At 72.3% G+C, this 25,057-nt stretch carries 17 protein-coding genes and 1 riboswitch; of the genes, 12 read left to right on the forward strand and 5 right to left on the reverse strand.

What is annotated here, in order from left to right; all coding sequences use genetic code 11:
• Window positions 1-28: 28 nt before the first annotated feature.
• Together ACIRO3_RS29315 and ACIRO3_RS29320 are read left to right on the forward strand one after the other, a co-directional pair.
• A complete protein-coding gene (locus ACIRO3_RS29315; RefSeq protein WP_404141744.1) occupies window positions 29-1,636 on the forward strand; it encodes a glycoside hydrolase family 13 protein in 1,608 nt (535 codons plus the stop codon).
• Window positions 1,637-1,794: 158 nt separating this feature from the next.
• Window positions 1,795-4,221: a discoidin domain-containing protein gene (locus tag ACIRO3_RS29320; RefSeq protein ID WP_404141746.1), complete on the forward strand. Its 2,427-nt coding sequence runs from the start codon at window positions 1,795-1,797 to the stop codon at window positions 4,219-4,221.
• Window positions 4,222-4,272: 51 nt separating this feature from the next.
• Here ACIRO3_RS29320 and ACIRO3_RS29325 read toward each other — a convergent pair whose 3' ends face one another.
• Window positions 4,273-5,532 (reverse strand): citrate/2-methylcitrate synthase, encoded by a 1,260-nt coding sequence (locus tag ACIRO3_RS29325; RefSeq protein WP_404141748.1) that lies wholly within the window; start codon window positions 5,530-5,532, stop codon window positions 4,273-4,275.
• Between the two features lie 70 nt (window positions 5,533-5,602).
• Between ACIRO3_RS29325 and ACIRO3_RS29330 the strand changes: the two genes are divergently transcribed.
• The gene (locus ACIRO3_RS29330) at window positions 5,603-6,754 is read left to right on the forward strand and encodes a citrate synthase (protein ID WP_404141750.1); all 1,152 of its coding nucleotides are present in this window, start codon (window positions 5,603-5,605) and stop codon (window positions 6,752-6,754) included.
• Between the two features lie 35 nt (window positions 6,755-6,789).
• Complete coding sequence (locus ACIRO3_RS29335) at window positions 6,790-7,992, forward strand: CobW family GTP-binding protein (RefSeq protein WP_404141752.1); 1,203 nt, start codon at window positions 6,790-6,792, stop codon at window positions 7,990-7,992.
• On the opposite strand, the gene ACIRO3_RS29340 is transcribed toward ACIRO3_RS29335, so the two are convergent.
• On the reverse strand, window positions 7,989-10,208 hold the full coding sequence (locus ACIRO3_RS29340) for a restriction endonuclease (protein ID WP_404141754.1): 2,220 nt from the start codon (window positions 10,206-10,208) through the stop codon (window positions 7,989-7,991). The genes ACIRO3_RS29335 and ACIRO3_RS29340 overlap by 4 nt on opposite strands.
• A 134-nt stretch (window positions 10,209-10,342) precedes the next feature.
• On the reverse strand, window positions 10,343-12,799 hold the full coding sequence (locus ACIRO3_RS29345) for a DNA topoisomerase (ATP-hydrolyzing) subunit A (protein ID WP_404141756.1): 2,457 nt from the start codon (window positions 12,797-12,799) through the stop codon (window positions 10,343-10,345).
• A gap of 248 nt (window positions 12,800-13,047) precedes the next feature.
• Here ACIRO3_RS29345 and ACIRO3_RS29350 point away from each other — a divergent pair, with 248 nt between their 5' ends.
• The 4 genes from ACIRO3_RS29350 to ACIRO3_RS29365 all read left to right on the forward strand — a co-directional run bounded on the left by ACIRO3_RS29350 (window position 13,048) and on the right by ACIRO3_RS29365 (window position 17,765).
• Complete coding sequence (locus tag ACIRO3_RS29350) at window positions 13,048-14,400, forward strand: pitrilysin family protein (protein ID WP_366148428.1); 1,353 nt, start codon at window positions 13,048-13,050, stop codon at window positions 14,398-14,400.
• A 20-nt stretch (window positions 14,401-14,420) separates the two neighbouring features.
• Window positions 14,421-15,788: a pitrilysin family protein gene (locus ACIRO3_RS29355; RefSeq protein WP_361773614.1), complete on the forward strand. Its 1,368-nt coding sequence runs from the start codon at window positions 14,421-14,423 to the stop codon at window positions 15,786-15,788.
• A gap of 183 nt (window positions 15,789-15,971) precedes the next feature.
• A riboswitch (cyclic di-AMP (ydaO/yuaA leader) is annotated at window positions 15,972-16,131 on the forward strand.
• Between the two features lie 12 nt (window positions 16,132-16,143).
• Window positions 16,144-16,944, forward strand: coding sequence for a M23 family metallopeptidase (locus tag ACIRO3_RS29360; protein WP_361773365.1), 801 nt, complete (start codon window positions 16,144-16,146; stop codon window positions 16,942-16,944).
• A 155-nt stretch (window positions 16,945-17,099) separates the two neighbouring features.
• Window positions 17,100-17,765, forward strand: a complete 666-nt coding sequence (locus ACIRO3_RS29365; protein WP_404141758.1) for a GntR family transcriptional regulator — start codon at window positions 17,100-17,102, stop codon at window positions 17,763-17,765.
• Window positions 17,766-18,104: 339 nt separating this feature from the next.
• Here ACIRO3_RS29365 and ACIRO3_RS29370 read toward each other — a convergent pair whose 3' ends face one another.
• Window positions 18,105-18,386: an HPr family phosphocarrier protein gene (locus tag ACIRO3_RS29370; protein WP_361773359.1), complete on the reverse strand. Its 282-nt coding sequence runs from the start codon at window positions 18,384-18,386 to the stop codon at window positions 18,105-18,107.
• A 184-nt stretch (window positions 18,387-18,570) separates the two neighbouring features.
• On the opposite strand from ACIRO3_RS29370, the gene ACIRO3_RS29375 reads away from it, so the two are divergent.
• The 4 genes from ACIRO3_RS29375 to ACIRO3_RS29390 all read left to right on the forward strand — a co-directional run bounded on the left by ACIRO3_RS29375 (window position 18,571) and on the right by ACIRO3_RS29390 (window position 24,192).
• On the forward strand, window positions 18,571-21,483 hold the full coding sequence (locus ACIRO3_RS29375) for a GNAT family N-acetyltransferase (RefSeq protein WP_404141761.1): 2,913 nt from the start codon (window positions 18,571-18,573) through the stop codon (window positions 21,481-21,483).
• A gap of 51 nt (window positions 21,484-21,534) precedes the next feature.
• Window positions 21,535-22,131: a DUF5998 family protein gene (locus tag ACIRO3_RS29380; protein WP_053676318.1), complete on the forward strand. Its 597-nt coding sequence runs from the start codon at window positions 21,535-21,537 to the stop codon at window positions 22,129-22,131.
• Window positions 22,131-23,333 carry a nucleotide pyrophosphatase/phosphodiesterase family protein gene (locus ACIRO3_RS29385; RefSeq protein WP_361773352.1) on the forward strand — a complete coding sequence of 401 codons (1,203 nt, stop codon included), beginning with the start codon at window positions 22,131-22,133 and terminating at the stop codon, window positions 23,331-23,333. Before ACIRO3_RS29380 ends, ACIRO3_RS29385 begins: the two co-directional genes overlap by 1 nt.
• A gap of 208 nt (window positions 23,334-23,541) precedes the next feature.
• Entirely contained in the window at window positions 23,542-24,192 is a 651-nt protein-coding gene (locus ACIRO3_RS29390) for a thymidine kinase (protein ID WP_365998577.1), read from the forward strand.
• A 48-nt stretch (window positions 24,193-24,240) separates the two neighbouring features.
• Here the strand turns inward: ACIRO3_RS29390 and ACIRO3_RS29395 are convergent, their stop codons facing one another.
• Window positions 24,241-25,026 carry a VOC family protein gene (locus tag ACIRO3_RS29395; protein ID WP_361773343.1) on the reverse strand — a complete coding sequence of 262 codons (786 nt, stop codon included), beginning with the start codon at window positions 25,024-25,026 and terminating at the stop codon, window positions 24,241-24,243.
• Window positions 25,027-25,057 lie beyond the last annotated feature (31 nt).

Below are 25,057 nucleotides of genomic sequence, written 5' to 3' on the forward strand. Positions count from 1 at the left end.
CCGGCCGCCCCCTGTGAAAGGACCCCTCGTGGCTGACTTTCCCCTGCCCGCACACGACGCCGACTGGTGGCGCTCGGCCGCCATCTACCAGGTGTACGTACGCAGTTTCGCGGACGGCGACGGAGACGGCACCGGTGACCTCGCAGGTGTCCGGGCCCGCCTCCCGTACCTCGCCGAACTGGGTGTGGACGCCCTGTGGTTCACCCCCTGGTACCTCTCCCCACTCGCGGACGGAGGCTACGACGTCGCCGACTACCGCACCATCGACCCCGCCTTCGGCACGCTGGCGGAGGCCGAGAAGCTCATCGTGGAAGCCCGTGAGCTGGGCGTCCGGACCATCGTCGACGTCGTCCCGAACCACGTGTCCGACCAACACGTCTGGTTCAGGGCGGCCCTCGCCGCCGGCCCGGGGAGCCCCGAGCGGGAGCTGTTCCACTTCCGGCCCGGGCGCGGGGAACACGGCGAACTCCCGCCCGGGGACTGGCCCTCACAGTTCAACGGCGCCGCCACCTGGACGCAGGTACCGGACGGGGAGTGGTACCTGCACCTCTTCACCCCGCAGCAGCCCGACCTGAACTGGGACCACCCCGCCGTACGCCGCGAGCACGAGGAGGTGCTGCGCTTCTGGTTCGAGCGCGGGGTGGCCGGCGTACGGATCGACTCGGCGGCGCTGCTCGTGAAGGACCCTGCGCTGCCCGACCTGGCGGGGCGTTCGCCCGAACCCTGGCCCGGCGAGATCCACCCGTACATCGACCGCGACGAACTCCACGACGTCTACCGCTCCTGGCGCGCCGTCGCCGACGAGTACGGGGCCGTCTTCGTCGGGGAGGTCTGGCTGCCCGACTCCGAACGCTTCGCCCGCTACCTGCGCCCCGACGAACTGCACACCGCCTTCAACTTCTCCTTCCTCAGCTGCCCGTGGGACGCGGACCGGCTCCGCACCTCCATCGAGGAGACCCTCGCCGAGCACGCCCCGGTCGGAGCACCCGCCACCTGGGTTCTGTGCAACCACGACGTCACCCGCACCGTGACCCGCTACGGCCGGGCCGACACCGGCTTCGACTTCGCGACCAAGGCCTTCGGGACACCGACCGACCTGGAACTCGGCACCCGGCGGGCCCGCGCCGCCGCCCTGCTGACCCTCGCACTGCCCGGCGCGGTGTACGTCTACCAGGGCGAGGAGCTGGGCCTGCCGGAGGCCGAGGTGCCGCTCGACCGCATCCAGGACCCGATGCACTTCCGGTCCGGCGGAACCGACCCCGGGCGGGACGGGTGCCGGGTGCCGCTGCCGTGGACCGCCGAGCCGTGGACCGACCCGTGGCTGCCGCAGCCCGCGGACTGGGGGAGGTACGCCGCGGACCGACAGGACGGCGATCCGGACTCGATGCTCACCCTCTACCGGACGGCCCTCGCGTTGCGTCGGGCAGCGGCCGGCTTCGGCGGCGGCTGGCTGGAGTGGCTGCACGCGCCGCCCGGGGTGCTCGCCTTCACCCGCCCCGACGGGCTGGTCTGCGTGGCCAACCTGTCCGACGGTCCGGTCCCCCTGCCGGACAACACGAGACTCCTGCTGAGCAGTTCCGCCCTGGACGACGCGGGGCTGCTTCCGCGGGACACGGCGGTCTGGCTGCGGACCTGACGCCGCGGCCGGACCGCCCGGCACCACCGCCCGTACGGGACCACCGGCCGCCCGGCCGGCCGGACCGCCCGCACGGCCGCACCGCCGTGCGCGCATCCCGTACGACTCCGCACCGCCGCCCGTGCCACCCCCCCCACGCATGGAGAGGTCCCACCGTCATGAGCGCAGCACGCATCGCAGCACGCGGCAGACCGGCACGCGCGGTGGTCGCCGCCCTGGCCGCCGGCGCGGTCCTCGGGACCGCCGCCGTCCTGTCCCTGCCGACGGCCCAAGCCGCACCGGCCCTGACCGCGCATGCCGTACCGGCGGCCCTGTCGCCGCTGGACGTACCGGGGCGCGGGGCCGGCGTCCCCTTCACCGAGCAGGAGGCGGAGCGGGCGGCCGGCACCGGATCGCCGATCGGGCCGGATCGCACCTACACGAGCCTGCCCGCCGAGGCGTCCGGGCGCAGCGCCGTCCGGCTCGACGCGGCGGGGGAGTACGTCGAGTTCACCCTGACCAAACCCGCGAACGCGATGAGCGTGCGGTACTCCGTACCGGACAACGCCGCCGGCACCGGGATCAGCGCGCCGATGGAACTGAGGCTGGACGGGACCAGGGCCAAGGACCTGGACTTCACCTCCAAGTACAGCTGGTTCTACGGCAGCTACCCCTTCACCAACCAGCCCGGGGACAAACCACACCACTTCTACGAGGAGACCCGCACGCTCTTCGGGAGGACCCTCCCGGCGGGCGCCAAGGTGCGCATCACCCTGCCCTCGGTCGCCGCCACCCCGTGGGCCGTCGTGGACCTGGCCGACTTCGAGCAGGTCGGGGCCCCGGTGGCCCGCCCGTCCGGCTCCCTGTCGGTCACCGACTTCGGCGCAGACCCGAACGGGACCACCGACTCCACGACGGCCTTCCAGCAGGCCGTCGACGCGGGCCGAACCCAGGCGAAGGAGGTGTGGATCCCCCAGGGCACCTTCAGGCTCACCGACCACGTGGTGGTGGACAAGGTCACCCTGCGCGGCGCCGGCCCCTGGTACTCCGTCCTCACCGGCCGCCACGCCACCGACCGCAACCGGGCCGTCGGGATCTACGGGAAGTACGTACAAGGCGGTGGCTACGGCGGCCAGATACGGGCTCACGAGGCGGGCGGACCGAGCAGGAACGTCACGCTGAAGGACTTCGCCGTCATCGGCGAGATCGCCGACCGGATCGACGACGACCAGGTCAACGCGATCGGTGGCGCGATGAGCGACTCCGTCGTGGACAACGTGTGGATGCAACGCACCAAGGTCGGGGCCTGGATGGACGGTCCGATGGACAACTTCCACATCAGGAACAGCCGGATCCTGGACCAGACGGCGGACGGGGTGAACTTCCACTGGGGCGTCACGAACTCCTCGGTCGAGAACACCTTCCTGCGCAACCTCGGTGACGACGGACTGGCGATGTGGGCCGACACCCGCAACAACGTGGCCAACTCGTTCGCCCGGAACACGGTCGTCCTGCCGATCCTGGCCAACAACATCGCGATCTACGGCGGCAAGGACATCTCGGTGACCGACAACGTCGTCGCGGAGTCCCTGTCCAACGGCGGTGGGCTGCACGTCGGCAACCGATACCCGGGGGTGACGCCCGGCCAGGGCACCGACGTACAGGGCACGTTCACCCTGGCCCGCAACACGCTCATCCGGACCGGTAACACGGACTACGGCTGGAACTTCCCGATCGGGGCGATCTGGTTCGACAGCCGGGCGAGCTCGATCGACAAGGCGACGATCAACGTCACCGACAGCGACATCCTCGACAGCTCCTACGCGGCCATCCACTTCGTGTCCGGGTCCACCAAGGGCGTCCACTTCGACGACATCGACATCGACGGGACCGGGACGTTCGCGTTGCAGTTCAACGACCCGGCCGAACTGTCGATGAGCAATGTCCGGGCCACTCGGATGGGATTCGCGGAACCGATCTACAGCTGCCTCGGCGCCCAGTTGAAGCTGACCCAGGGAACCGGGAACTCCGGCTGGAACACCAAGCTTCCCCAGACCTACTGCGGGCCCTTCCCGCCGGCCGCCACGCAGCCGGTACCGGACCCCACGCCGACCCCGACCCCGACGCCCACGCCGACGCCTACGCCCACCCCGACTCCGACACCCACCCCGACCCCCGATCCCACGCGGAACCTCGCCCAGGGCCGGCCGGTGACCGAGACCTCCCACACCCAGGTGTACGACGCGGCCAAAGCGGTGGACGGTGACCCGAACACCTACTGGGAGAGCGCCAACAACGCCTTCCCACAGTCCGTCACCGTCGACCTCGGCGCCACGAGCACCGTCGGACGGGTCGTCCTGAGACTACCGCCGCCGGCCGCCTGGACGGCCAGGACGCAGACGCTCTCCGTCCTCGGCAGCACCGACGGCACGCACTTCAGCACGGTGGCCGCCTCCCAGGCCCTGCGCTTCGATCCCGCGACCGGGAACAGGGCGACGCTCACCCTCCCGGGCGGTACGAGCCTGCGCCACCTGCGGGTGACCGTCACCGGCAACACCGGCTGGCCGGCCGGGCAGATCGGCGAGTTCGAGGCGTACGCGGGTTGAGCCGGGGCCGTCCCGTCCCTGTCTGAGCCCCGCCCCCCGACCCCCCGCCCGTCACGGCATCGGCCGCGGCGGGCGGGGGCCGTCGTACTGTCCGCTCGGCCGCATCCGCAACGGCCGCTCCTGGTACTCCTCCAGCGCGTGCGCGATCCACCCCGCCGTCCGGGCCACCGCGAACACCGTTTCCCCGGCCTCCGCGGGCATGGCGCAGGACACCGTCAGCACCGCCAGCGCCAAGTCCACGTTGGCGTGCAGTCCACCCCCGTGCCGGGCCATCACCGCGGCCACGTCGCGGGCCGCGCCCAGCGCCGGGCCGGCCTGCTCCAGCGCCTCCAGCCGGGCGAACAAGGCCGTGGCGCGAGGGTCCTCGCCCCGGTACAGCCGGTGCCCCAGTCCCGGAACCCGACGTCCCGCGCGCAGGTACTCCGACACCACGGGCGCGGCCCCGCCCCGTTCCAGGACCTCGACCAGCATTCGGTGCGCGAGCCGCCCGGCCGCGCCGTGCAGCGGGCCTTCGAGCGCGCCGAGTCCGGCCGAGACCACCGCGTACGGATGGGCCCGCGCCGACGCGGCGACCCGTACGGCCAGCGTCGAGGCGGCCAGGTCGTGGTCGACCAGCAGCCCGAGGGCCAGGTCCAACAGGGACAGCGCGTCCGGGTCGGGGTCCAGCGCCGTCAGCCGCGACCACAGCACGCGGGCCAACCGGGTGTCGCCGGCCCACCGGGCGGGTCCCAGCTCGGGCAGGGCGCCGACCAGCGTCGGGATCAGACAGCGGGCGGAGCCCAGTACGGCCTCCTCGGACAGGTCGAACCGCAGCGGATCCGCCACCGCGGCGGCGGCTACGGCCACCCGCAGCCGATCCAGCGGCCCGCCGTGCTCCGGCAGGGCGGCCACCGCCCGACGGGCGGCGGCCAGCGGCTCCGGCGGAGCGGGGAACCGGGCGCCGTGCTTCAGCGACCCCGTCCACAGCCACTCCGCCACCTCCTCGAAGCGGTACCGCGAGGCCAGCTCTACGGCGTCCACCCCGCGGAAGTAGTAGCGGTCGGGCTCGATGAGCGTGAGCGTGGTGCGAACGGACAGCTCCCCGGCCTGGCTCCCGGCGGGGCCCGCCGCCTCGCGCCGGCTCCGCCGGGCCAGCGCCTCCACCTCGGCCGCGTCGAAGCTGCTGCCGCGGCCGACCGGATCGCGGCGACTACCGAGCCGGCCGCGGCTGACGTACGCGTACACGGTCGCGGGCCTCACTCCCAGCAGTCGCGCCGCCTCCCGCGTGTTGATCCGGCGCGGGCCGTCCGCCTCGTCGTTCTCGGCATTCATGACGCACACCCTACATAGGTTGATTAAATCAATATTGACAAGGATTCAATCCATCATCGATGGTCGATCCATGAACACCACCGTCGAAGTACCCCGCGGTCTCGCGGGAGTCGTCGTCACCGAAACCGCACTGGGTGACGTCCGAGGCCGTGAAGGCTTCTACCACTACCGCCAGTACTCGGCCGTCGAGCTCGCGGAGAACCGCAGCTTCGAGGACGTGTGGCACCTGATGTTCCGCGGCACGCTGCCCGCCGACCTCGCCGAGCGGGACGCCTTCGCCGCCGAGATCGCCCCCCTGCGCCGACTCCCCGCCGAGGTGCGGGGCGCCCTGCCCGGCCTCGCCCGCGCCACCGCCCTGTCCGGGCCGCTCGCCGGGCTCCGCACCGCGCTCTCGCTGCTGGGCGCGTCCGCCGGCTTCCGCCCGGTCTACGACCTCGACCCCGCCCGCCGGGCCGCCGACGCCCTTGCCGCCTGCGCGGCGGTCCCGACCCTGCTCACCGCCCTGCACCGGCTCGGGCAGGGGCTGGAGCCGGTGGAACCGCGCGACGACCTCCCGTACGCGGCCAACTACCTGTACATGCTCACCGGGCACGAACCCGACCCGGTCGCGGCCCGCGCGGTGGAGCAGTACCTGATCTCCACCATCGACCACGGGTTCAACGCCTCGACCTTCACCGCCCGCGTGATCGCCTCCACCGGCGCCGACGTCGCGGCCTGCCTGACCGGGGCGATCGGAGCCCTGTCCGGGCCGCTGCACGGTGGCGCCCCCAGCCGGGCCCTCGACACGCTCGACGCCATCGGCACGGCCGACCGGATCCAGCCCTGGATCCGCGAACGGGTCCGCGCCGGCGACCGGATCATGGGCTTCGGGCACCCCGTCTACCGCACCGAGGACCCGCGCTCGCGCATGCTGCGCGGCATCGCGCACCGGTTCGGCGGCCCCCTCGTCGACTTCGCCGTCGAGGTCGAACAGCAGGTGGAGGCGATCCTGGCCGAGCTGAAGCCGGGTCGGGAACTGCACACCAACGTGGAGTTCTACGCGGGCGTGGTCATGGAACTCTGCGGGCTCCCGCGCGAGATGTTCACCCCCACCTTCTGCGCCGCCCGTGTGGTCGGCTGGAGCGCCAACATCCTCGAACAGGCCGCCGACTCGAAGATCATCCGCCCGGCCGCCCGCTACACCGGGCCGACCCCGCCGCAACCGGTCCCGACGCTCGGCTGAGCCGTCACCGCTCCCCGCCGGCTACCATCGACCGGGTGAACAGCAGGCAGTCCCACCCCACCATCCCCGTCGTGGTCCTCGCCGGATTCCTCGGATCCGGCAAGACCACCCTGCTCAACCACCTCCTCGCCAACCGGGGCGGCACCCGGATCGGGGTGGTCGTCAACGACTTCGGCTCCATCGAGATCGACGCCATGTCGGTGGCCGGTCAGCTCGGCGACTCCATGGTCTCGCTCGGCGGCGGATGCCTGTGCTGCGCCGTCGACGGCAGCGAGTTGGACGCCTACCTGGAGAAGCTCTCCGCGCCCGTCCACCGGATCGACGTCATCGTCATCGAGGCGAGCGGGCTGGCCGAGCCCCAGGAGCTGATCCGCATGCTGATGGCGAGCGAGAACCCGGCCATCCGCTACGGCGGGATGGTGGAGGTCGTCGACGCGGCGGAGTTCGACGCCACCCGGGCCCGGCACCCGGAGACCGACCGCCACCTCGGCGTCGCCGACCTGGTGGTGCTCAACAAGATCGACCGGGTGGACCCGGCCGAGCGCGCCCGCATCGAAGCAGAACTGGCCGGCCTCTGCGCGCCCGGAACCCCCGTGATCGGCGCGGATCACGGGCGCATCGACCCGGAGCTGCTCTTCGACGGCCGCCCCTGGACGCGAACGCGCGGCCAGCTCTCCTTCGAGGACCTGCTGGCGGAGGCGGCCGACGGCGAGCGGGAGCACGGCTCACGGGAACACGGCGACCACGCGGGTCACGCGCACGCCGCCTACCAGAGCGTCGAGTTCGTCTCCGAGCAGGCCCTGAGCCCACGCCGGTTCATCGACTTCCTGGACCGTCGTCCCGCCGGGCTCTACCGGATCAAGGGCTTCGTCCACTTCGGCGTCCCCGGCCACGAGGAGCGCTACGAGGTCCACGCGGTCGGCCGTTTCCTCCGCTTCGCCCCCGGCCCCTGGGGGCGGGGCGAACCACGGCTCACCCGGCTCGTCCTGATCGGCTCGGGCACGGACGGCCCCGCCCTGCTCCGCGAACTGGAGGCCTGCCGCGAGCCGCGACCACATCTCGCGGGCCCGGAGAGCATGTGGGGCGTCCTGCGCTACGTGGCCCGGCCCCCGCGGGGCGAGGACCGGGGCCCCGCGGCCGACCCCGCGGTCGACCCGGACCCGGCGGTCGACCCGGACCCGACCCTCGCGACCGACCCCGACCCCGACCCCGCCCCCGATTCCGTGCCCGGGTCCTAGGCGACCTCGATGCCGTACTCGCGCAAGAGGTCCTCCAGACCGCCCCGGTAACCCTTGCCGCCGATCACGAACTTCCAGTCGCCGTTGGGTCGGCGCCGGAACGAACCGAGCACCAGGGCGGTCTCGCCCGCCCGGCCGTCGGAGACCTCCAACTGGTCGATCTCCCGGCCGTCCGGGGCCAGGAGGCGGATCCGGGCGTCGGTGAAGCCCGCCAGGTCGGCGTCCGGGTTGACCTGCGGGTCGATGGCGGCAGCGAGCACCAGGCGGTCGGCGCGCCCCGGCAGCCCGTCGAAGTCGACCTCGACCGCGGCCTTGTCGGGGGCGGCCCGGTCGCGGGAGCGGACCGAACCGTCCGGTGTGCGCGGGTTGTTGAAGAACACGAAGTGGTCCTCGCTCAGCACCCGGTTCCCCTCGCAGACGAGCGCGCACACATCCAGCGCGACGCCGCCCGACCAGACCATGCCGAGGATGTTGTGATCGCTCGCCGAGGCCGCGGCCGAGCGTTGGGCGGGTACCGACGCGGGCATCGAGACGGCGACCGTGACCGCCTCTGAAGCAGAAGCAGAAGCAGAAGCAGAAGCAGAGGCAGAGGCAGAAGCCGGGGCCGGATCCGAAGGAGAGGCCGCGGCCGCGGCCGACGTCCGCGCCGCCGGGCCGGTCGCCGCTCCGCCGAGGCGCCCCCGGAGCCCGTACCGGTGCAACAGGTCCACCAGTTCCACCCCGGGAACCAACTCCAGCGGCTTGCCGTTGGCAAAGGCGTACGACCCGGGTCCGAAGGACGAGGTGGTGACCAGCACCCCCTTGTTCGCCCCCGCGTCCTGAACCGTGCCGTACAGGTCCCGCACCGCCGTCGGCGGGACCGTGTTCCGGTAGCGCTTGACCTGCACGACGATCCGACCGCCGCGGATCGGGGCCGGATCCAGTGCCTCCACGTCGACCCCGCCGTCTCCGGACCGCTGTGTGGTCACCGCCTCCATGCCCATCGCCCGGAACAGTTCGGCGACCAGGTTCTCGAAGGCGATGGGGTCCATCGTGAAGAGGTCCGGTTCCTCCGCGCCGCCGCCCGCGTGCCCGCCGTGGCTGACGACCGCGCCGACCTCGCCCGGCCTGCGGCCCGCCCGTACGGCGGCCGGCTGGTCGGGCCGTGTCGACAGCTGTCCGCGCAGCCCGTCGACGAGGCAGTCCACCGCGCTGACTTGCTCCAGGCGCAGCCCGGTGAAGTCGGAGCGCGCCGCGAGCACGGTGGCCAGGACGATCTGCGCCTCTCGGCCGGTCACCGGATCGTGGTCGTCCACGAAACCGTTGACCACCACGGAGTCCAGCGCGCCGAACTCGTCCGCCGCGTACAGCTCGCGCAGCACCAGCAGCACGCACTGCGCCAGCAGGTCCCGGTACACGGCCCGGCGTTGGCCGGCCGGCCTGGCGGTCTCCTTGTCCTGGTCCGTGCTCGGCACGTAACGCACCGACTTGGCCTCGGGCACCACCTGGTGACGGGGCAGTTCCCAGTCCAGCACCAGCTGCCGCGCCGCCGGGTCGTACGCGGCGGACACCTGCCTCGGCAGGTCCTCGGGCCACGCCGTGGAGGAGTAGAGCGCCGCCGAGAAGTACTCCACCGCGGCCTCGGCGTCCCCGGCCCGCAGGGCATCGGCCAGTTCGCCCAGTCCGCTGTTGTGCGCGCGGATGTCGACGAGTTGCCCGGCCGCCCACTCGTCGTACTGCCGTCGGTAGGCGGCCAGCTGTTCCAGGCGTCGCTGCTCCGCGGCGTGGGCCGCCTGCCAGGCCTGGGTGTACCGCTCGTGCGCCTCGCGTTCCGCCTGCACCCGCCGGTTCGAGCCGATGCCCCAGCCGCCGTTCTGCTGCTGGAACTGTTGGAGGTGTGGCATCGGCACGGGGTGGGCGAGCGTGCCCGGGTTGAAGGGCTCCAGTCGTTCGGAGCGGACCAGGGCGGCCATACGGAACGCCGGCGCCCGGCAGCCGGCCGCCAACAGCCCTTGCAGCACGGCCACTTCCGCGTCGAGCCGCTCGGTCCGGCGCCGGGCCTCGGCCTCGCGGTGCTGCTTGTACGCGGCCTGCTGTTCCCGCTGCCCGCGGGCCACGTCCCGCTCGTGGGCGCGCTGCCTGCGCTCGGCCTCGCGCTGCTGGATCAGTTGAGTCCGCTGCTGTTGGCGCTGGGCCTCGGCCCAGACCCCGATCAACCCGCTCGACCGACGACTCATCAGATCCGCTCTCCCGCCCCCACCGGCATGTATCAAGAAAACACTAATGGGCGTGCGGGGTGCGCGGTCCGAAGACCCCGCACCGCGCACGCCCCGGCGCCTGACACGTCAGTCGCCGCACCTCGCGAGGGGCCCTACAGGGCGCCGCCCGCCAGCGCCCCCACGGGAGCGGGCAACGCCGTACCGGACCCGTCACGGCGCGGGTCGACGGCCGGCAGCGCCGCCGGTGCCCCGTTCTTGGAGGACGCCCGGACCGGGGCGCCTCCGGCCCACGCGAGCACCAACACGTCCTCGCCCTTCAGGAACCGCTGGCAGCGCACGCCGCCGGTGGCCCGGCCCTTGCGCGGGTACTGGTCGAAGGGGGTCAGCTTCGCCGACAACAGCGAATCGTCCAGCGTGCCGTGCGAGCCCGCCACCGTGAACACCACGGCGTCCCGGGCCGGGTCCACGGCGGAGAAGTGGATCACCTTGGCGTTGTCGGCGAGCTTGATGCCCGCCATGCCGCCCGCCGGACGGCCCTGCGGACGGACCTGGGACGCCGGGTAGCGCAACAGTTGGGCGTCGTCGGTGATGAAGACCAGGTCCTCCTCGCCCGTGCGCAACTCGACCGCTCCGACGATCCGGTCGCCCTCCTTGAGGGTGATGACCTCCAGCTCGTCCTTGTTCGCCGGATAGTCCGGCACGACCCGCTTGACCACGCCCTGCTCCGTGCCCAGGGCCAGGCCCTGGGAGGACTCGTCCAGCGAGAGCAGGCAGACCACCGTCTCGTCCGCCTCCAGCCCGGTGAGGAACTCCGTGACGGGTGCGCCGCCCGCCAGGTTCGGTGCGGCGTGGGTGTCCGGCAACTGCGGCAGGTCGATCACCGACAGCCTCAGCAGACGACCGTAGGAGGTGACGACGCCCACGTCGGCGCGGGCGGTCGCGGTCACCTGCGAGATGATCAGGTCGTGCTTCGCACGGGACCCGCCCTCCTCCTCGGGCAGCGGCTCGGCGTTCGCCGTACGGGCCACCAGACCCGTGGACGACAGCAGGACCCGGCACGGGTCGTCGGCGACCTCCAGCGGAACCGTCGCGATGGCCGTGCCCGCCGACTCCAGCAGCACCGTCCGGCGTTCGGTGCCGAACTTCTTGGCCACCGCCGCCAGTTCCGAGGAGACGAGCTTGCGCAGCTCGTTGTCGGAGTCCAGGATGCCGGTCAGTTCGTCGATCTCGCCGGCCAGCCGGTCGCGCTCGGACTCCAGCTCGATCCGGTCGAAGCGGGTGAGCCGGCGCAGCGGGGTGTCCAGGATGTACTGGGTCTGGATCTCGCTGAGCGAGAAGCGCTCGATCAGGCGCTCCTTCGCCCGGGCGGAGTTGTCGCTGTCCCGGATGAGGCGGATGACCTCGTCGATGTCGAGGAGCGCCACGAGGAGCCCCTCGACCAGGTGCAGTCGGTCGCGCCGCTTGCCCCGCCGGAACTCGCTGCGCCGCCGGACGACCTCGAAGCGGTGGTCGAGGTAGACCTCCAGCAGTTCCTTGAGGCCCAGCGTCAGCGGCTGGCCGTCGACCAGCGCGACGTTGTTGATGCCGAAGGACTCCTCCATCGGCGTCAGCTTGTAGAGCTGCTCCAGGACGGCCTCGGGGTGGAAGCCGTTCTTGATCTCGATGACCAGGCGCAGGCCGTGCGAACGGTCGGTGAGGTCCTTGACGTCCGCGATGCCCTGGAGCTTCTTGGACCCGACCAGGTCCTTGATCTTCGCGATGACCTTCTCGGGGCCGACCGTGAAGGGCAGTTCGGTGACGACCAGGCCCTTGCGGCGCGGGGTCACGTCCTCCACGGCCACGGTCGCGCGGATCTTGAAGGTGCCTCGACCGTTCTCGTAGGCGTCCTTGATGCCGGCGAGGCCCACGATGCGACCGCCGGTCGGCAGGTCGGGACCCGGCACGAAGCGCATCAGCGCCTCCAGGTCCGCCTCGGGGTACCGGATCAGGTGGCGGGCGGCCGCGATGACCTCGCCGAGGTTGTGCGGGGCCATGTTGGTGGCCATGCCGACGGCGATCCCGGAGGCGCCGTTGACCAGCAGGTTCGGGTACGCGGCCGGCAGGACGGCCGGCTCGCGCTCCTGACCGTCGTAGTTCGCGGCGAAGTCGACGGTGTTCTCGTCGATGCCGTCCGTCATCAGTGACGCGGCGTCGGCCATCTTCGACTCGGTGTAACGCATCGCGGCCGGCGGATCGTCGTTGCCGAGCGAACCGAAGTTGCCGTGGCCGTCGACCAGCGGCAGCCGCATGGAGAAGGGCTGGGCCATGCGCACCAGTGCGTCGTAGATCGACGCGTCACCGTGGGGGTGCAGCTTGCCCATGACCTCGCCGACGACGCGCGCGCACTTCACGTAGCCGCGGTCGGGGCGCAGGCCCATCTCGTTCATCTGGTAGACGATGCGCCGGTGCACCGGCTTCATGCCGTCACGGGCGTCGGGCAGGGCGCGGGAGTAGATCACCGAGTACGCGTACTCGAGGAAGGAGCCCTGCATTTCGTCGACGACGTCGATGTCGAGGATCTTCTCCTCGAAATCCTCCGGCGGCGGGGTCTTCGTGCTGCGGCGGGCCATCGCTGCGCGGCTCCTTAACCATGAAAGGGGGGTGTACTCGGGGTCTGACGGGGACTGACGGGCTGTGGCCGGAAGGCTGGGTCGGTCTTCCGGACGGTGGTGACGCGGACCATTGTGTCCCGAGGCACCGACAACGCCGACTCCGACCCAGGAGTGAACCCGGGAACTTCTCCGGTGGTCGACGCGCTTGCATACAGTGGCAGGTCTGACAGAAATCTCTGCATCGCGATCGAAGGGACCACATGCCCATGGGTCACACGGCCACAGCCCAGGCCGGCTCCGGCGGCCTGACAGCGACCGAGCACCGGCTGGCCAACGGCCTGCGCGTGGTGCTCTCCGAGGATCACCTGACCCCGGTCGCCGCGGTCTGCCTCTGGTACGACGTCGGCTCGCGCCACGAAGTCAAGGGCCGGACCGGTCTGGCTCACCTCTTCGAGCACCTGATGTTCCAGGGGTCCGCGAGCGTACCCGGCAACGGGCACTTCGAGCTCGTCCAGGGCGCCGGCGGTTCGCTGAACGGCACCACCAGCTTCGAGCGCACCAACTACTTCGAGACGATGCCGGCCCACCAGCTGGAGCTCGCCCTCTGGCTGGAGGCGGACCGGATGGGCTCGCTGTTGGCCGCCCTGGACGACGAGTCCATGGAGAACCAGCGCGACGTCGTCAAGAACGAGCGGCGCCAGCGGTACGACAACGTGCCGTACGGGACCGCGTTCGAGCGGCTGACCGCCCTCGCGTACCCCGAGGGCCACCCGTACCACCACACCCCGATCGGCTCCATGGCCGACCTGGACGCCGCCTCCCTGGAGGACGCGCGCCACTTCTTCCGCACGTACTACGCGCCCAACAACGCGGTGCTCTCGGTCGTCGGTGACATCGACCCCGAGCAGGCGCTCGCCTGGGTCGAGAAGTACTTCGGCTCCATCCCCTCGCACGACGGCAAGCAGCCGCCGCGCGACGGCTCGCTGCCCGAGGTCATGGGCGGCCAGCTGCGCGAGGAGATCGTCGAGGAGGTCCCGGCCCGCGCGTTGATGGCCGCCTACCGGCTGCCGCACGACGGCACCCGCGAGTGCGACGCCGCCGACGTGGCGCTGACCGTCCTCGGCGGCGGCGAGTCCTCGCGGCTGCACAACCGCCTGGTCCGCCGCGACCAGAGCGCCGTGGCCGCCGGATTCGGCATGCTGCGCCTGGCGGGTGCGCCGTCGCTCGGCTGGCTGGACGTCAAGACCTCCAGCGGGGTCGAGGTGCCCGCCATCGAGGCGGCCGTGGACGAGGAACTCGCGCGGTTCGCCGCCGAGGGCCCCACCGCCGAGGAGATGGAACGCGCCCAGGCCCAGCTGGAGCGGGAGTGGCTGGACCGGCTGAGCACGGTCGCGGGCCGCGCCGACGAACTGTGCCGCTTCGCGGTGCTGTTCGGCGACCCGCAGCTCGCCCTGACCGCCGTCGGCCGCGTCCTGGACGTCACCGCCGAGGAGGTGCAGGCCGTGGCCGCCGCCCGACTGCGTCCGGACAACCGCGCGGTGCTCGTGTACGAGCCCCTGGCGACCGACGAGTCCGACGAGAACGACGAGTCCGACGAGAACGAAGGGGCGGAGCAGTGAGCGACACCGCAGCCGTCACGATGAGCTTCCACCCCCGGCCGGAGGCCGGCGAGGCCAGGCCGTGGGCCTTCCCGGCCCCCGAGCGCGGCACGCTCTCCAACGGCCTGACCCTGCTGCGCTGCCACCGTCCGGGGCAGCAGGTGATCGCCGTCGAGATCAACCTCGCCGCGCCGCTCGACGCGGAGCCCGAGGGCCTGGACGGGGTGGCCACGATCATGGCCCGCGCCCTGTCCGAAGGCACCGACAAGCACTCCGCCGAGGAGTTCGCGGCGGAGCTGGAGCGCTGCGGCGCGACCCTGGACGCGCACGCCGACCACCCGGGCCTGCGGGTCTCGCTGGAGGTTCCCGCCTCCCGCCTGGCGAAGGCCCTCGGCCTGCTCGCCGAGGCACTGCGCGCACCGGCCTTCGCCGACAGCGAGGTCGACCGGCTGGTGCGCAACCGCCTCGACGAGATCCCGCACGAGTCGGCCAACCCGCAGCGCCGCGCCGCCAAGCAGCTCTCCAAGGAGCTCTTCCCGGCCGACCTGCGGATCTCCCGGCCCCGCCAGGGCACGGAGGAGACGGTCGCCCGCATCGACTCCGGTGCCGTACGCGCCTTCTACGAGGCCCACGTACGCCCCGCGACCGCCACCGCGGTGGTCGTCGGCGACCTGACCGGGATCGACCTGGACGCCGTGCTGGCGGACACCCTGGGCGCCTGGACCGGCAATTCCGCCGATCCGCTGCCGGTGCCGCCGGTGACGGCCGACGACACGGGCCGCGTGGTGATCGTGGACCGCCCCGGAGCGGTCCAGACGCAGCTCCTCATCGGCCGGATCGGCGCGGACCGTCACGACCGCGTCTGGGCGGCCCAGGTGCTCGGCACGTACTGCCTCGGTGGCACCCTCACCTCCCGCCTGGACAAGGTGCTGCGCGAGGAGAAGGGGTACACCTACGGCGTGCGCGCCTTCGGGCAGGTGCTGCGTTCCACCGCCGACGGCAAGGGCGCGTCCATGCTGGCCATCAGCGGCTCGGTGGACACCCCGAACACCGGCCCCGCGCTGGGCGATCTCTGGACGGTGCTGCGCACCCTCGCCGAGGGGGGTCTGACCGACGCCGAACGGGACGTCGCGGTACAGAACTTGGTGGGTGTGGCCCCGCTGAAGTTCGAGACGGCCGCCTCGGTCGCGGGCACCCTGGCCGACCAGGTGGAGCAGGAGCTGCCGGACGACTACCAGGCCCGGCTGTACGCCCAACTCGCCGCGACGGGCACGGTGGAGGCCACGTCGGCCGTGGTCAACGCCTTCCCCGTGGACCGGTTGGTGACGATCCTGGTGGGTGACGCGTCGCAGATCGCGGAGCCCGTGCGGGCGCTGGGGATCGGCGATGTGACCGTGGTCGGCAACTGACCTGAAATCGAAGGGGCCCTGGCGACTTGTCGCCGGGGCCCCTTTTGTCCATTTAGTGGTGAGGTTGCTTGTATGTGGTGTGGCGTAGGTAACAAAAGCGCGCACCTGTTTGGCGATTGACTGAAGATCCGCCTAGCGTCGGCCGTGCTGTTCGTCAGTTGTGCCCGCCGCACCCGCGGCACCGGACAGCGATCGCCGAGTCCCCGTCAGGCGCGAGCCTGGGGAGCCGGGGACCCACATGTGTCCCTGGGGTGAATCGGACCGCCTCGCAAGAGGGGGCCCGTAGGAGACCTTCCTGCTCCGAACCCGTCAGCTAACCCGGTAGGCGAGAAGGAAGGAAAGGATCAACCTCTTCATGGCGTTTGGCAGCAGTCGTGTCGCCGGTAAGCACCGTGGTTCGAGCCGTTTGAGCCGCAAGACCGCCGGCTACGCCGGTATAGCCGCCCTCGCCACCACCGGCGTCGTGGGCACGCTGGCCGGCCCCGCGTTCGCCGCGGACCAGCCCGCCGCCTCCACGGTGGAGGACACCGGCCTCAACGCCGTCGTCGTCGCCGAGGACCTGCAGGGCGAGATCGAGACCCAGGCCGAGTCGCAGCAGCGCGCCGCCGACATCACCGCCGCGAAGGCCCAGGCCGAGGCCGACGCCAAGCAGCGCGCCGCCGAGTCCAAGCGCCTCGCCGAGGCCAAGGAGAAGGCCGAGCGCGAGGCCGCCGAGCGTGCGGCCCGCGAGGCCGAGCGCAAGCGCCTCAACACCTTCGTCGCTCCCGTCGACGGCTCCTACGTCAGCACGCAGTACCACGCGGGCGGCGGCATGTGGTCCTCCGGCAGCCACACGGGCATCGACTTCCACGCGGCGTCCGGCACCTCGGTCCACGCCGTCGGCGCCGGCACGGTCGTCGAGGCCGGCAACGGCGGCGCGTACGGCAACAACGTCGTCATCAAGCACAACGACGGCACGTACACCCAGTACGGTCACATGTCCTCGCTGGACGTCTCCGTCGGCCAGCAGGTCACCCCGGGCCAGCAGATCGGCCTGTCGGGCTCCACGGGCAACTCCAGCGGCCCGCACCTGCACTTCGAGGCCCGCACCGGCTCGCAGTACGGTTCGGACATCGACCCGCTCGCGTACCTGCGCTCGCACGGCGTCACCGTCTGACCCGCTCCGCACCTCTTCGTCGAAGGCCCCGGCTCATCGAGCCGGGGCCTTTCGCGTTGGCGGGAAAATGTTTCACATCAAGGGCCGTCCTCGGAAATTATCGTGTGTTGCAATAGAGTCGCGGCACGGTCACGAAATCAAGCGGAGGTCCGGTCTTGCGAATTCCTGCGCACGCGGTATGCACAGCAATCCGCGACGACATCATCTCCGGGGTCTTCGGACCCGGCGGTCGCCTCACCGAAGAGGTGCTGGCCCGTCGTTACGGCGTTTCGCGCGTCCCGGTCCGCGAGGCCCTGCGCACCCTGGAGTCCGAGGGCTTCGTAACGACCCGCCGGCACGCCGGGGCCTGCGTGGCCGAGCCGACCGAGCAGGAGGCCGCGGACCTCCTGGAACTGCGCGTCCTGCTGGAGCCCCTCGCCGCCGCGCGGGCCGCCCGCCGTCGCACCGAGGCGCACCTGAAGGTGCTGCGCGGCCTGGTCAGGCTGGGCCAGGAGCGGGCCAGGAGGGGCCAGGGGGAGGATCTGCGGGCCCTGGGGGGCTGGTTCCACGAGACGTTGTCCCAGGCCTCCGCGAGTCCCGGCCTGATCGCCCTGCTGACGCAGACGCGCCACAAGATCACCTGGATGTTCTCGGTGGAGGCCCCGGCGCGCCCGGTGGACTCCTGGGCCGAGCACGGCGCGATCGTGGACGCCGTGGCGCGCGGCGACGCCGAGCGGGCCCGGTCCCTGACGGCCCTGCACACCGAGCGCGCGGCCGGGGCGCACCGGCGGCGCGTGAGGACTTCGCAACCTGCCGTAAACATGGCGAGCGGTCCGCATTAACAGGAGCCGTATACAAAGGACGGATATGCGGAGGGCCCGGGTGCCCCGAAATCAGTCGCTCGATTTCCGCCGCTCGATTTCCATCGCTCGATTTCGGTGGGTCGTCTTCGTGGGTCGATTCCGCCACGGAATGCGCGACGCCCCATTCGTCGTCCCGGAATTCCGCGTGCCGCATTCGCCGCGAGCCATTGGCCGTGCCGTGTCGTGTCGGTCGTGCTGTGTCGCGCCGGTCGTGCCGTGCCGTGCCGGGCGCGCCGGCCCGGGGCCGGAAACGACGAAGCCGCGGCTCCCGGGTGCGTCGGGGGCCGCGGCTTCGCCACGTGTGAACGACCCGAAGGGTCAGACCGTCTCGGGGAGCTCGTCGAGGCCCTCGGCGACGAGCTTGGCGAGGCGGTCCAGCGCGGCGTCGGCGCCCTCGGCCTCGGACGCGAGGACGATCTCCTCGCCGCCCTGGGCACCGAGGCCCAGAACCGCCAGCATGGAAGCGGCGTTGACGGGGTCGCCGCCGGCCTTCGCGATGGTCACCGGGACGCCGGAAGCGGTCGTCGCGCGGACGAAGATCGAGGCGGGACGAGCGTGCAGGCCCTCGGCCCAGCCGACGTTGACGCGGCGCTCTGCCATGGTGATGCCCTTCAGGTGCTAGCGGTTGTCTAGACCAGTCTCTCACGACACCCGGAATGCTCGGACCGACCTTCGACCCGGATCCACCGCCGTTCGACCCTCCCCAGCTTGCACTGATTTGCCCCTCCGTGCCGCACACGCCGCGCACGCACCGTTCGGCCGGTCCTCCCCTTAGGGTGTGCCCATGACCATCGAGTCGGACCCCTCCTACCCGGCCCACTGGGAAGCGGACGTCGTGCTGCGCGACGGCGGCACCGCCCGGATCCGGCCCATCACCACCGAGGACGCGGGACGCCTGGTCAGCTTCTACGAACAGGTCTCCGACGAGTCGAAGTACTACCGGTTCTTCGCCCCGTACCCCCGGCTCTCCGACCGCGACGTGCACCGCTTCACCCACCACGACCACGTGGACCGCGTCGGCCTCGCGGCGACCATCGGCGGCGAGTTCATCGCGACCGTCCGCTTCGACCGCATCGGCCCCGACGGCCGGCCCGCGTCCGCACCGGCCGACGAGGCCGAGGTCGCCTTCCTCGTCCAGGACGCGCACCAGGGCCGCGGCGTCGCCTCCGCCCTCCTCGAACACATCGGCGCGGTGGCCAGGGAGCGCGGCATCCACCGGTTCGCCGCCGAGGTGCTGCCCGCCAACGGCAAGATGATCAAAGTGTTCACGGACGCCGGGTACCAGCAGAAGCGCAGCTTCGAGGACGGCGCCGTCCGCCTCACCCTCGACCTCGAACCCACCGCCGAGTCCCTCGCCGTGCAGCGCGCCCGCGAACAGCGCGCCGAGGCCCGCTCCGTCCAAAGGCTCCTGGCCCCCGGCTCGGTGGCGGTGATCGGAGTCAGCCGCTCCGGCGGCGGCGTGGGCGCCGCGGCGCTGCGCAACCTGCGGGACACCGGCTTCCACGGACACCTGTACGCGGTCAACGAGGCGGCCTCCGCCGATCTGCTGGACGGCGTACGCGCCTACCGCACCGTCGCCGACATCGGCGGTCCGGTCGACCTCGCCGTCGTCGCCGTCCCGGCGCACCGGGTCCCGGACGCGGTCCGCGCGTGCGGGGAGCACGGCGTGCAGGGGCTGGTGGTGCTGTCCGCCGGATACGGCGAGAGCGGCCCGGCCGGGCTGCAACGGCAGCGCGAACTGGTCCGGCAAATCCGGTCGTACGGGATGCGACTGATCGGCCCGAACGCGTTCGGGGTCATCAACACGGCGCCGGACGTGGAGCTGAACGCCTCACTGGCCCCCACCCCGGCATCCGCCCGCGGCCGCATCGGCCTGTTCACCCAGTCCGGCGCGATCGGCATCGCCCTGCTGTCGGGACTGCTGCGGCGCGGCGAGGGGCTGTCCTCGTTCGTCTCGGCCGGCAACAGGGCCGACGTGTCCGGCAACGACATCCTCCAGTACTGGTACGACGACGAGTCCACCGACGTGGCCCTGATGTACCTGGAGACCCTGGGCAACCCCCGCAAGTTCACCCGCCTCGCCCGCCGCACGGCCGCCGTCAAGCCCGTGGTCGTGGCCCGGGGCGGCCGGCACACCCCGGCCGGACACGTGGTCCCCGGGACCCGGCTGCCCGAATCCACCGTCTCGGAACTGCTCCGGCAGGCGGGCGTCATCCGGGTCGACACGGTCACGGAACTGGTCGACGTGGGGCTGCTGCTGGCCGGGCAGCCGCTGCCCGCCGGCCCGCGCGTGGCGATCCTCGGGAACTCCGAATCGCTGGGCGTGCTCACCTACGACGCCTGCCTGACGCGGGGGCTGCGACCGCTGCCGCCGCTGGACCTGACCACCGCCGCCACGCCCGAGGACTTCCGTACGGCCCTCGCCGACGCGCTGGCCTCGCCGGACTGCGACGCGGTCGTCGTGACGGCGATCCCCTGGGTGGGGGAGAACGCGCCGGCCGACGACCTCGCGGGCGCGCTGCGCGACGCCGTCGCCCGGCACCCCGGCAAGCCGGTGGCGGTGGTGCACGTCGAGCTGGGCGCGCTGGCCGAGGCCCTCTCGACGGCCGCCGGCACCGTCGCGCCCCGCCCACCGACCACCCCGCCCGCGCCCGGCCCGACCACACCGGCCGCCGGAGTCCCCACCACTCCGGCCGTGCCCGGCCGGCCCACACCGGCCGCCGGAGCCCCCGCCGCCCCCGCCGCCCCGGCCGCGTCCGCGAGTGCCCCGCGACCGGCCGACGCCGCTTCGGCGGCCGACCCCGCCGCCCGCCCCAGCACCGCCGGCGAGGGGCGGATCCCGGCCTATCCCGCAGCCGAGCGGGCCGTGCGCGCCGTCGCCGAAGCCGTGCGGTACGCACAGTGGCGGCGCTCCCTCGCCGACGCCGGGCAGGTGCCCGAGTACGAGGACATCGACGAGGCCGGGGCCGCCGCGCAGCTCGCCGCCCTGCTCGCCGGCGCCGCGGACTCCGCGATCACCCTCGACGAGGCCGACGCCCGAGCCCTCCTCGCCCGCTACGGGATCCGGGTGCTGCCCACCCTGCCCGCGCCCGACGCCGACGCCGCCGTGCGGGCCGCCCGCACGCTCGGCTACCCGGTGGCGCTGAAGACCACCGCCCCGCACCTGCGCCACCGCGCGGACCTGGGAGGCGTACGCCTGGGCCTGACCACCGAGGCGGAGCTGCGCCGCGCCTACCACGAACTCACCGAGGCCCTCGGCAAGCCCGCCGAGCTGCTCCCCGTCGTCCAGGCGATGGTGCCCCGCGGCGTCGACACCGTCGTGCGCTGCGTCATCGACCCCGCCGCCGGCGCCGTCCTCTCCTTCGGCCTCGCCGGCGTCCCCTCCGAGCTGCTCGGCGACACCGCCCACCGCCTCGTCCCGGCCACCGACCGGGACGCGGCCGCCCTGATCCGGTCCATCCGCGCCGCACCCCTCCTCTTCGGCTGGCGCGGCAGCGACCCCGTCGACACCCCGGCGCTGGAGGAGCTGCTCCTGCGCCTGTCCCGGCTGGTCCACGACCACCCCGAGGTGATCGGAGTGTCCTTGGAACCGGTCGTCGTCGCCACGGAGGGACTCTCCGTGCTGAGCGCCACCGTCCGCGTGGCCCGACCGCCCGCCCGCACCGACCTCGGACCGCGGACCCTCCCCAGCTACTAGGACCGGTCCGGCGCGGTCCGGCTGCCCCGGACGGGCCTTAAGATGGACCTCATGGCGAAATCCGGTACGACGACCCAGGGGCTGCGCGCGGCGATCGAGCGCAGCGGCTACTACCCGACCCTCGTGGCCGAGGCCGTGGAGGCCGCGGTGGGTGGCGAGCCGATCTCGTCGTACCTGGTGCACCAGGAGACGACGTTCGACTCCAATGAGGTGCGCCGGCACGTCACGGTCCTGGTCCTCACCGGCAACCGCTTCATCGTGAGCCACACCGACGAGCAGGCCGCCGACGCCGGGTCGCCCTCCCCGTACGCGACGACGTCCACCGAGTCGGTCAAGCTGGGCAGCATCTCCTCGGTGGTGCTCAGCCGCGTCGTGGCCAACCCCGAGTCGTACACCGCCGGCACCCTGCCGCGCGAGGTCGTGCTGACCATCGGCTGGGGCGCGGTCTCGCGCATCGACCTGGAGCCCGCCGCCTGCGGCGACCCGAACTGCGACTCCGACCACGGCTACACCGGCAACTCCACCGCGGACGACCTCAGCCTGCGGGTCAGCGAGGCCGGTGACGGCCCGGAGACGGTCCGCCAGACCCTGGTCTTCGCCCAGGCACTGTCCGAGGCCACCGCGGCCTCGCCCGCCGCCGGCCGCTGATGTTCTCCTCCGCACCCGCGAACTGGGACGAGCCCGAGCTGCTGGACCTCGCCGGCGCCCCCGTCCCGCACTACGGCACCGGCTCGCTCGCCGACCTGCTGCCGACCCTCGCGGCCGGCCAGGGCGTTCCCGGCCTCGCCGCCGGCATCGCCGAGCTGACCCCGGCCGACCGGAACTGCGTGTTCCTGGTCGACGGCATGGGGTGGGAGCAGATCAAGGCCCACCCGCAGGAGGCCCCGTACCTGGCCTCCCTGCTCGCCGGTTCGCGCGGCGGCACCGGTCTCCCGATCACCTCGGGCTTTCCGGCGACCACCGCGACCTCGCTGGCCTCCGTCGGCACGGGTCTGCCGCCCGCCCGGCACGGCCTGCCCGGCTACGCCGTGCGCAACCCGGCCTCCGGCGAACTGATGAACCAGCTCCGCTGGCAGCCGTGGACCCAGCCCAAGACCTGGCAGCCGTACCCCACCGTCTTCCAGCTCGCCGACGCCGCAGGCGTGCACACCGCGCAGGTGTCCGCGCCGGGCTTCCAGTCCACCCCGCTCACCAAGATCGCGCTGAGCGGCGGCACCTTCCACGGCCGGATGACCGGCGAGGAGCGGATGGACCTCGCGGCCATCCAACTGGCCGCCGGCGAACGCTCGCTCGTCTACACGTACTACAGCGAACTCGACGGGGCCGGTCACCGGCACGGCGTCGACTCCGACGTCTGGCGCGGCCAACTCATGCACGTGGACCGGCTGGTGCAGCGCCTGGCGGAGCAACTGCCGCCGCGCACCGCCCTGTACGTGACCGCCGACCACGGCATGGTGGACGTCCCCTTCGACGAGGACTCGCGGATCGACTTCGACGAGGACTGGGAACTGGGCGCGGGCGTGGCCCTGCTGGGCGGCGAGGGACGAGCCCGACACGTCTACGCGGTGCCGGGCGCGGAAGCCGACGTGCTCACCGTGTGGCGCGAGGTGCTCGGGGACCGCTTCTGGATCGCGAGCCGCGAAGAGGCCCTGGAACTGGGCTGGTTCGGCGCCCCGGGGGAGTGCGACGACCGAGTGCTCGGCCGGATCGGCGACGTCGTCGCCGCCGCCCACGCCGATGTCGCGATCACCGCGTCCCGCAACGAGCCCAACGAGTCGGCGCTCGTCGGCATGCACGGCTCCATGACCGCGGCCGAGCAACTGGTCCCGCTCCTGGAAATCCGCACCTGACCCACGCGCCCCACCGCCACCGCCCACCCCGCTACCCTGCCGCAGACCCGAAAGGTCCCGTACTTCCCATGCCCGAGCTGGTGTTCTCCTCCGGAACGACGGACTGCGGAGAGAGCACCGACTCGCCGGGGAATCCGCCATCCCACGCAGGGGCCGCCGACCACCGCTGCCCCACGGTCTGCCCGCCCCGAAAGGTCACCCTCCTCTGATGTCCGAATTGGTATTTTTCTCCGGCACCATGGATTGCGGGAAGAGTACTTTGGCGCTCCAGATCGGACACAACCGATCGGCGCGCGGTCTCCAGGGCGTGATCTTCACCCGTGACGACCGCGCGGGCGAGGGCAAGCTGTCCTCCCGCCTGGGCCTGGTCACGGAGGCCGTCGAGGCGACCGAGGGCATGGACCTGTACGCGTACCTCGTGAACCAGCTGTCCAAGGGCGGCAAGGCGGACTACGTGATCGTGGACGAGGCCCAGTTCCTCGCGCCCGACCAGATCGACCAACTCGCGCGCATCGTGGACGACCTGGACATGGACGTCTTCGCCTTCGGCATCACCACGGACTTCCGCACCAAACTCTTCCCCGGCTCGCAGCGCCTCATCGAGCTCGCCGACCGGATCGAGCAGCTCCAGGTCGAGGCCCTGTGCTGGTGCGGGGCCCGCGCCACCCACAACGCCCGGACGATAGACGGCGAGATGGTCGTCGAGGGTGCCCAGGTCGTCGTCGGCGACGTGAACCGCCCGGCCGGAGAGATCGGCTACGAGGTCCTCTGCCGCCGCCACCACCGCAAGCGCATGACCTCGGCCGCCGCCCACGCCGGCGCCCTCTCCCCGGACGTCCTCCCGGTCAACCACGCCTGACCCGCGCGCGGCCCGGGGCGCCCGCGCCGCCGGGGGGTCGGCGGGGCATCAGTGGCGGGAGCGGATCAGGGTGAAGACGGCCCCCTCCGGGTCCGCGACCGTGGCCAGTCGGCCGTTGAACCCCTCGCGGGGCGGTTGGACGACACGGCCGCCGAGGTCGGCCACCCGGGCCGCGGCCGCGTCGGTGTCCTCGACCTCGAAGTACGTCATCCAGTGCGGGCCCCGGTCGTGCGGCAGTGAGCGGCCCACCCCGTGCACGGAGGCGACCGGCAAGCCGTCCAGGCGCAGCGTCAGGTAGTCGAAGTCATCCGTCGCGTCCGGGTGTTGGAGGGCTTCGTGGCCGAATACGTGCTCGTAGAACTTGCCGACCGCCGTGGTGTCCTGCGTGATCAACTCGTTCCAGACCGGGGTGCCGGGGGATCCGTGCAGCGCCGTGCCGAGGTGGCTGCCGGCCTGCCAGATGCCGAAGATGGCGCCGAGCGGGTCGGAGCAGATCGCCACCCGGCCAGCGATGCCGGCGTCCAGCGGGCCCACCGCGACCGTCCCCCCGCAGGCGCGGATCGACTCGGCCGTGGCATCGGCGTCGTCCGTGGCGAGGTACGTGGTCCAGGCGACCGGCAGGTGCCGGTCCGGGGGCATCTCGCCGATGCCGGCCACCTCTTGGCCGTCGAGGACCGCTCTGACGTAGGGCCCCAACTGCTCCGGGCCCGGTTGGTACTCCCAGCCGAAGAGGTCGGCGTAGAACTCCTCGGTGGGGCCGAGGCCGTGCACCATCAGGCTCACCCAGCACGGTGTACCGGGCTCACGCCTGGTTGCCTTCGCTGCCTCGGTCATGTCAGCCGTCTCCTCCGTCGTGGGCCTGTCC

The organism is Streptomyces sp. NPDC102278 (assembly GCF_044766345.1).
Lineage (GTDB): Bacteria > Actinomycetota > Actinomycetes > Streptomycetales > Streptomycetaceae > Streptomyces.

Excerpts from the sequence above, each read along its gene's own strand:
- ACIRO3_RS29320 (WP_404141746.1), top strand. The coding sequence starts at position 1,795 with ATGAGCGCAGCACGCATCGCAGCACGCGGCAGACCGGCACGCGCGGTG.
- ACIRO3_RS29325 (WP_404141748.1), bottom strand. The coding sequence starts at position 5,532 with ATGAATGCCGAGAACGACGAGGCGGACGGCCCGCGCCGGATCAACACG.
- ACIRO3_RS29330 (WP_404141750.1), top strand. The coding sequence starts at position 5,603 with ATGAACACCACCGTCGAAGTACCCCGCGGTCTCGCGGGAGTCGTCGTC.
- ACIRO3_RS29340 (WP_404141754.1), bottom strand. The coding sequence starts at position 10,208 with ATGAGTCGTCGGTCGAGCGGGTTGATCGGGGTCTGGGCCGAGGCCCAG.
- ACIRO3_RS29345 (WP_404141756.1), bottom strand. The coding sequence starts at position 12,799 with ATGGCCCGCCGCAGCACGAAGACCCCGCCGCCGGAGGATTTCGAGGAG.
- ACIRO3_RS29350 (WP_366148428.1), top strand. The coding sequence starts at position 13,048 with ATGGGTCACACGGCCACAGCCCAGGCCGGCTCCGGCGGCCTGACAGCG.
- ACIRO3_RS29355 (WP_361773614.1), top strand. The coding sequence starts at position 14,421 with ATGAGCTTCCACCCCCGGCCGGAGGCCGGCGAGGCCAGGCCGTGGGCC.
- ACIRO3_RS29360 (WP_361773365.1), top strand. The coding sequence starts at position 16,144 with ATGGCGTTTGGCAGCAGTCGTGTCGCCGGTAAGCACCGTGGTTCGAGC.
- ACIRO3_RS29370 (WP_361773359.1), bottom strand. The coding sequence starts at position 18,386 with ATGGCAGAGCGCCGCGTCAACGTCGGCTGGGCCGAGGGCCTGCACGCT.
- ACIRO3_RS29375 (WP_404141761.1), top strand. The coding sequence starts at position 18,571 with ATGACCATCGAGTCGGACCCCTCCTACCCGGCCCACTGGGAAGCGGAC.
- ACIRO3_RS29380 (WP_053676318.1), top strand. The coding sequence starts at position 21,535 with ATGGCGAAATCCGGTACGACGACCCAGGGGCTGCGCGCGGCGATCGAG.
- ACIRO3_RS29385 (WP_361773352.1), top strand. The coding sequence starts at position 22,131 with ATGTTCTCCTCCGCACCCGCGAACTGGGACGAGCCCGAGCTGCTGGAC.
- ACIRO3_RS29390 (WP_365998577.1), top strand. The coding sequence starts at position 23,542 with ATGTCCGAATTGGTATTTTTCTCCGGCACCATGGATTGCGGGAAGAGT.
- ACIRO3_RS29395 (WP_361773343.1), bottom strand. The coding sequence starts at position 25,026 with ATGACCGAGGCAGCGAAGGCAACCAGGCGTGAGCCCGGTACACCGTGC.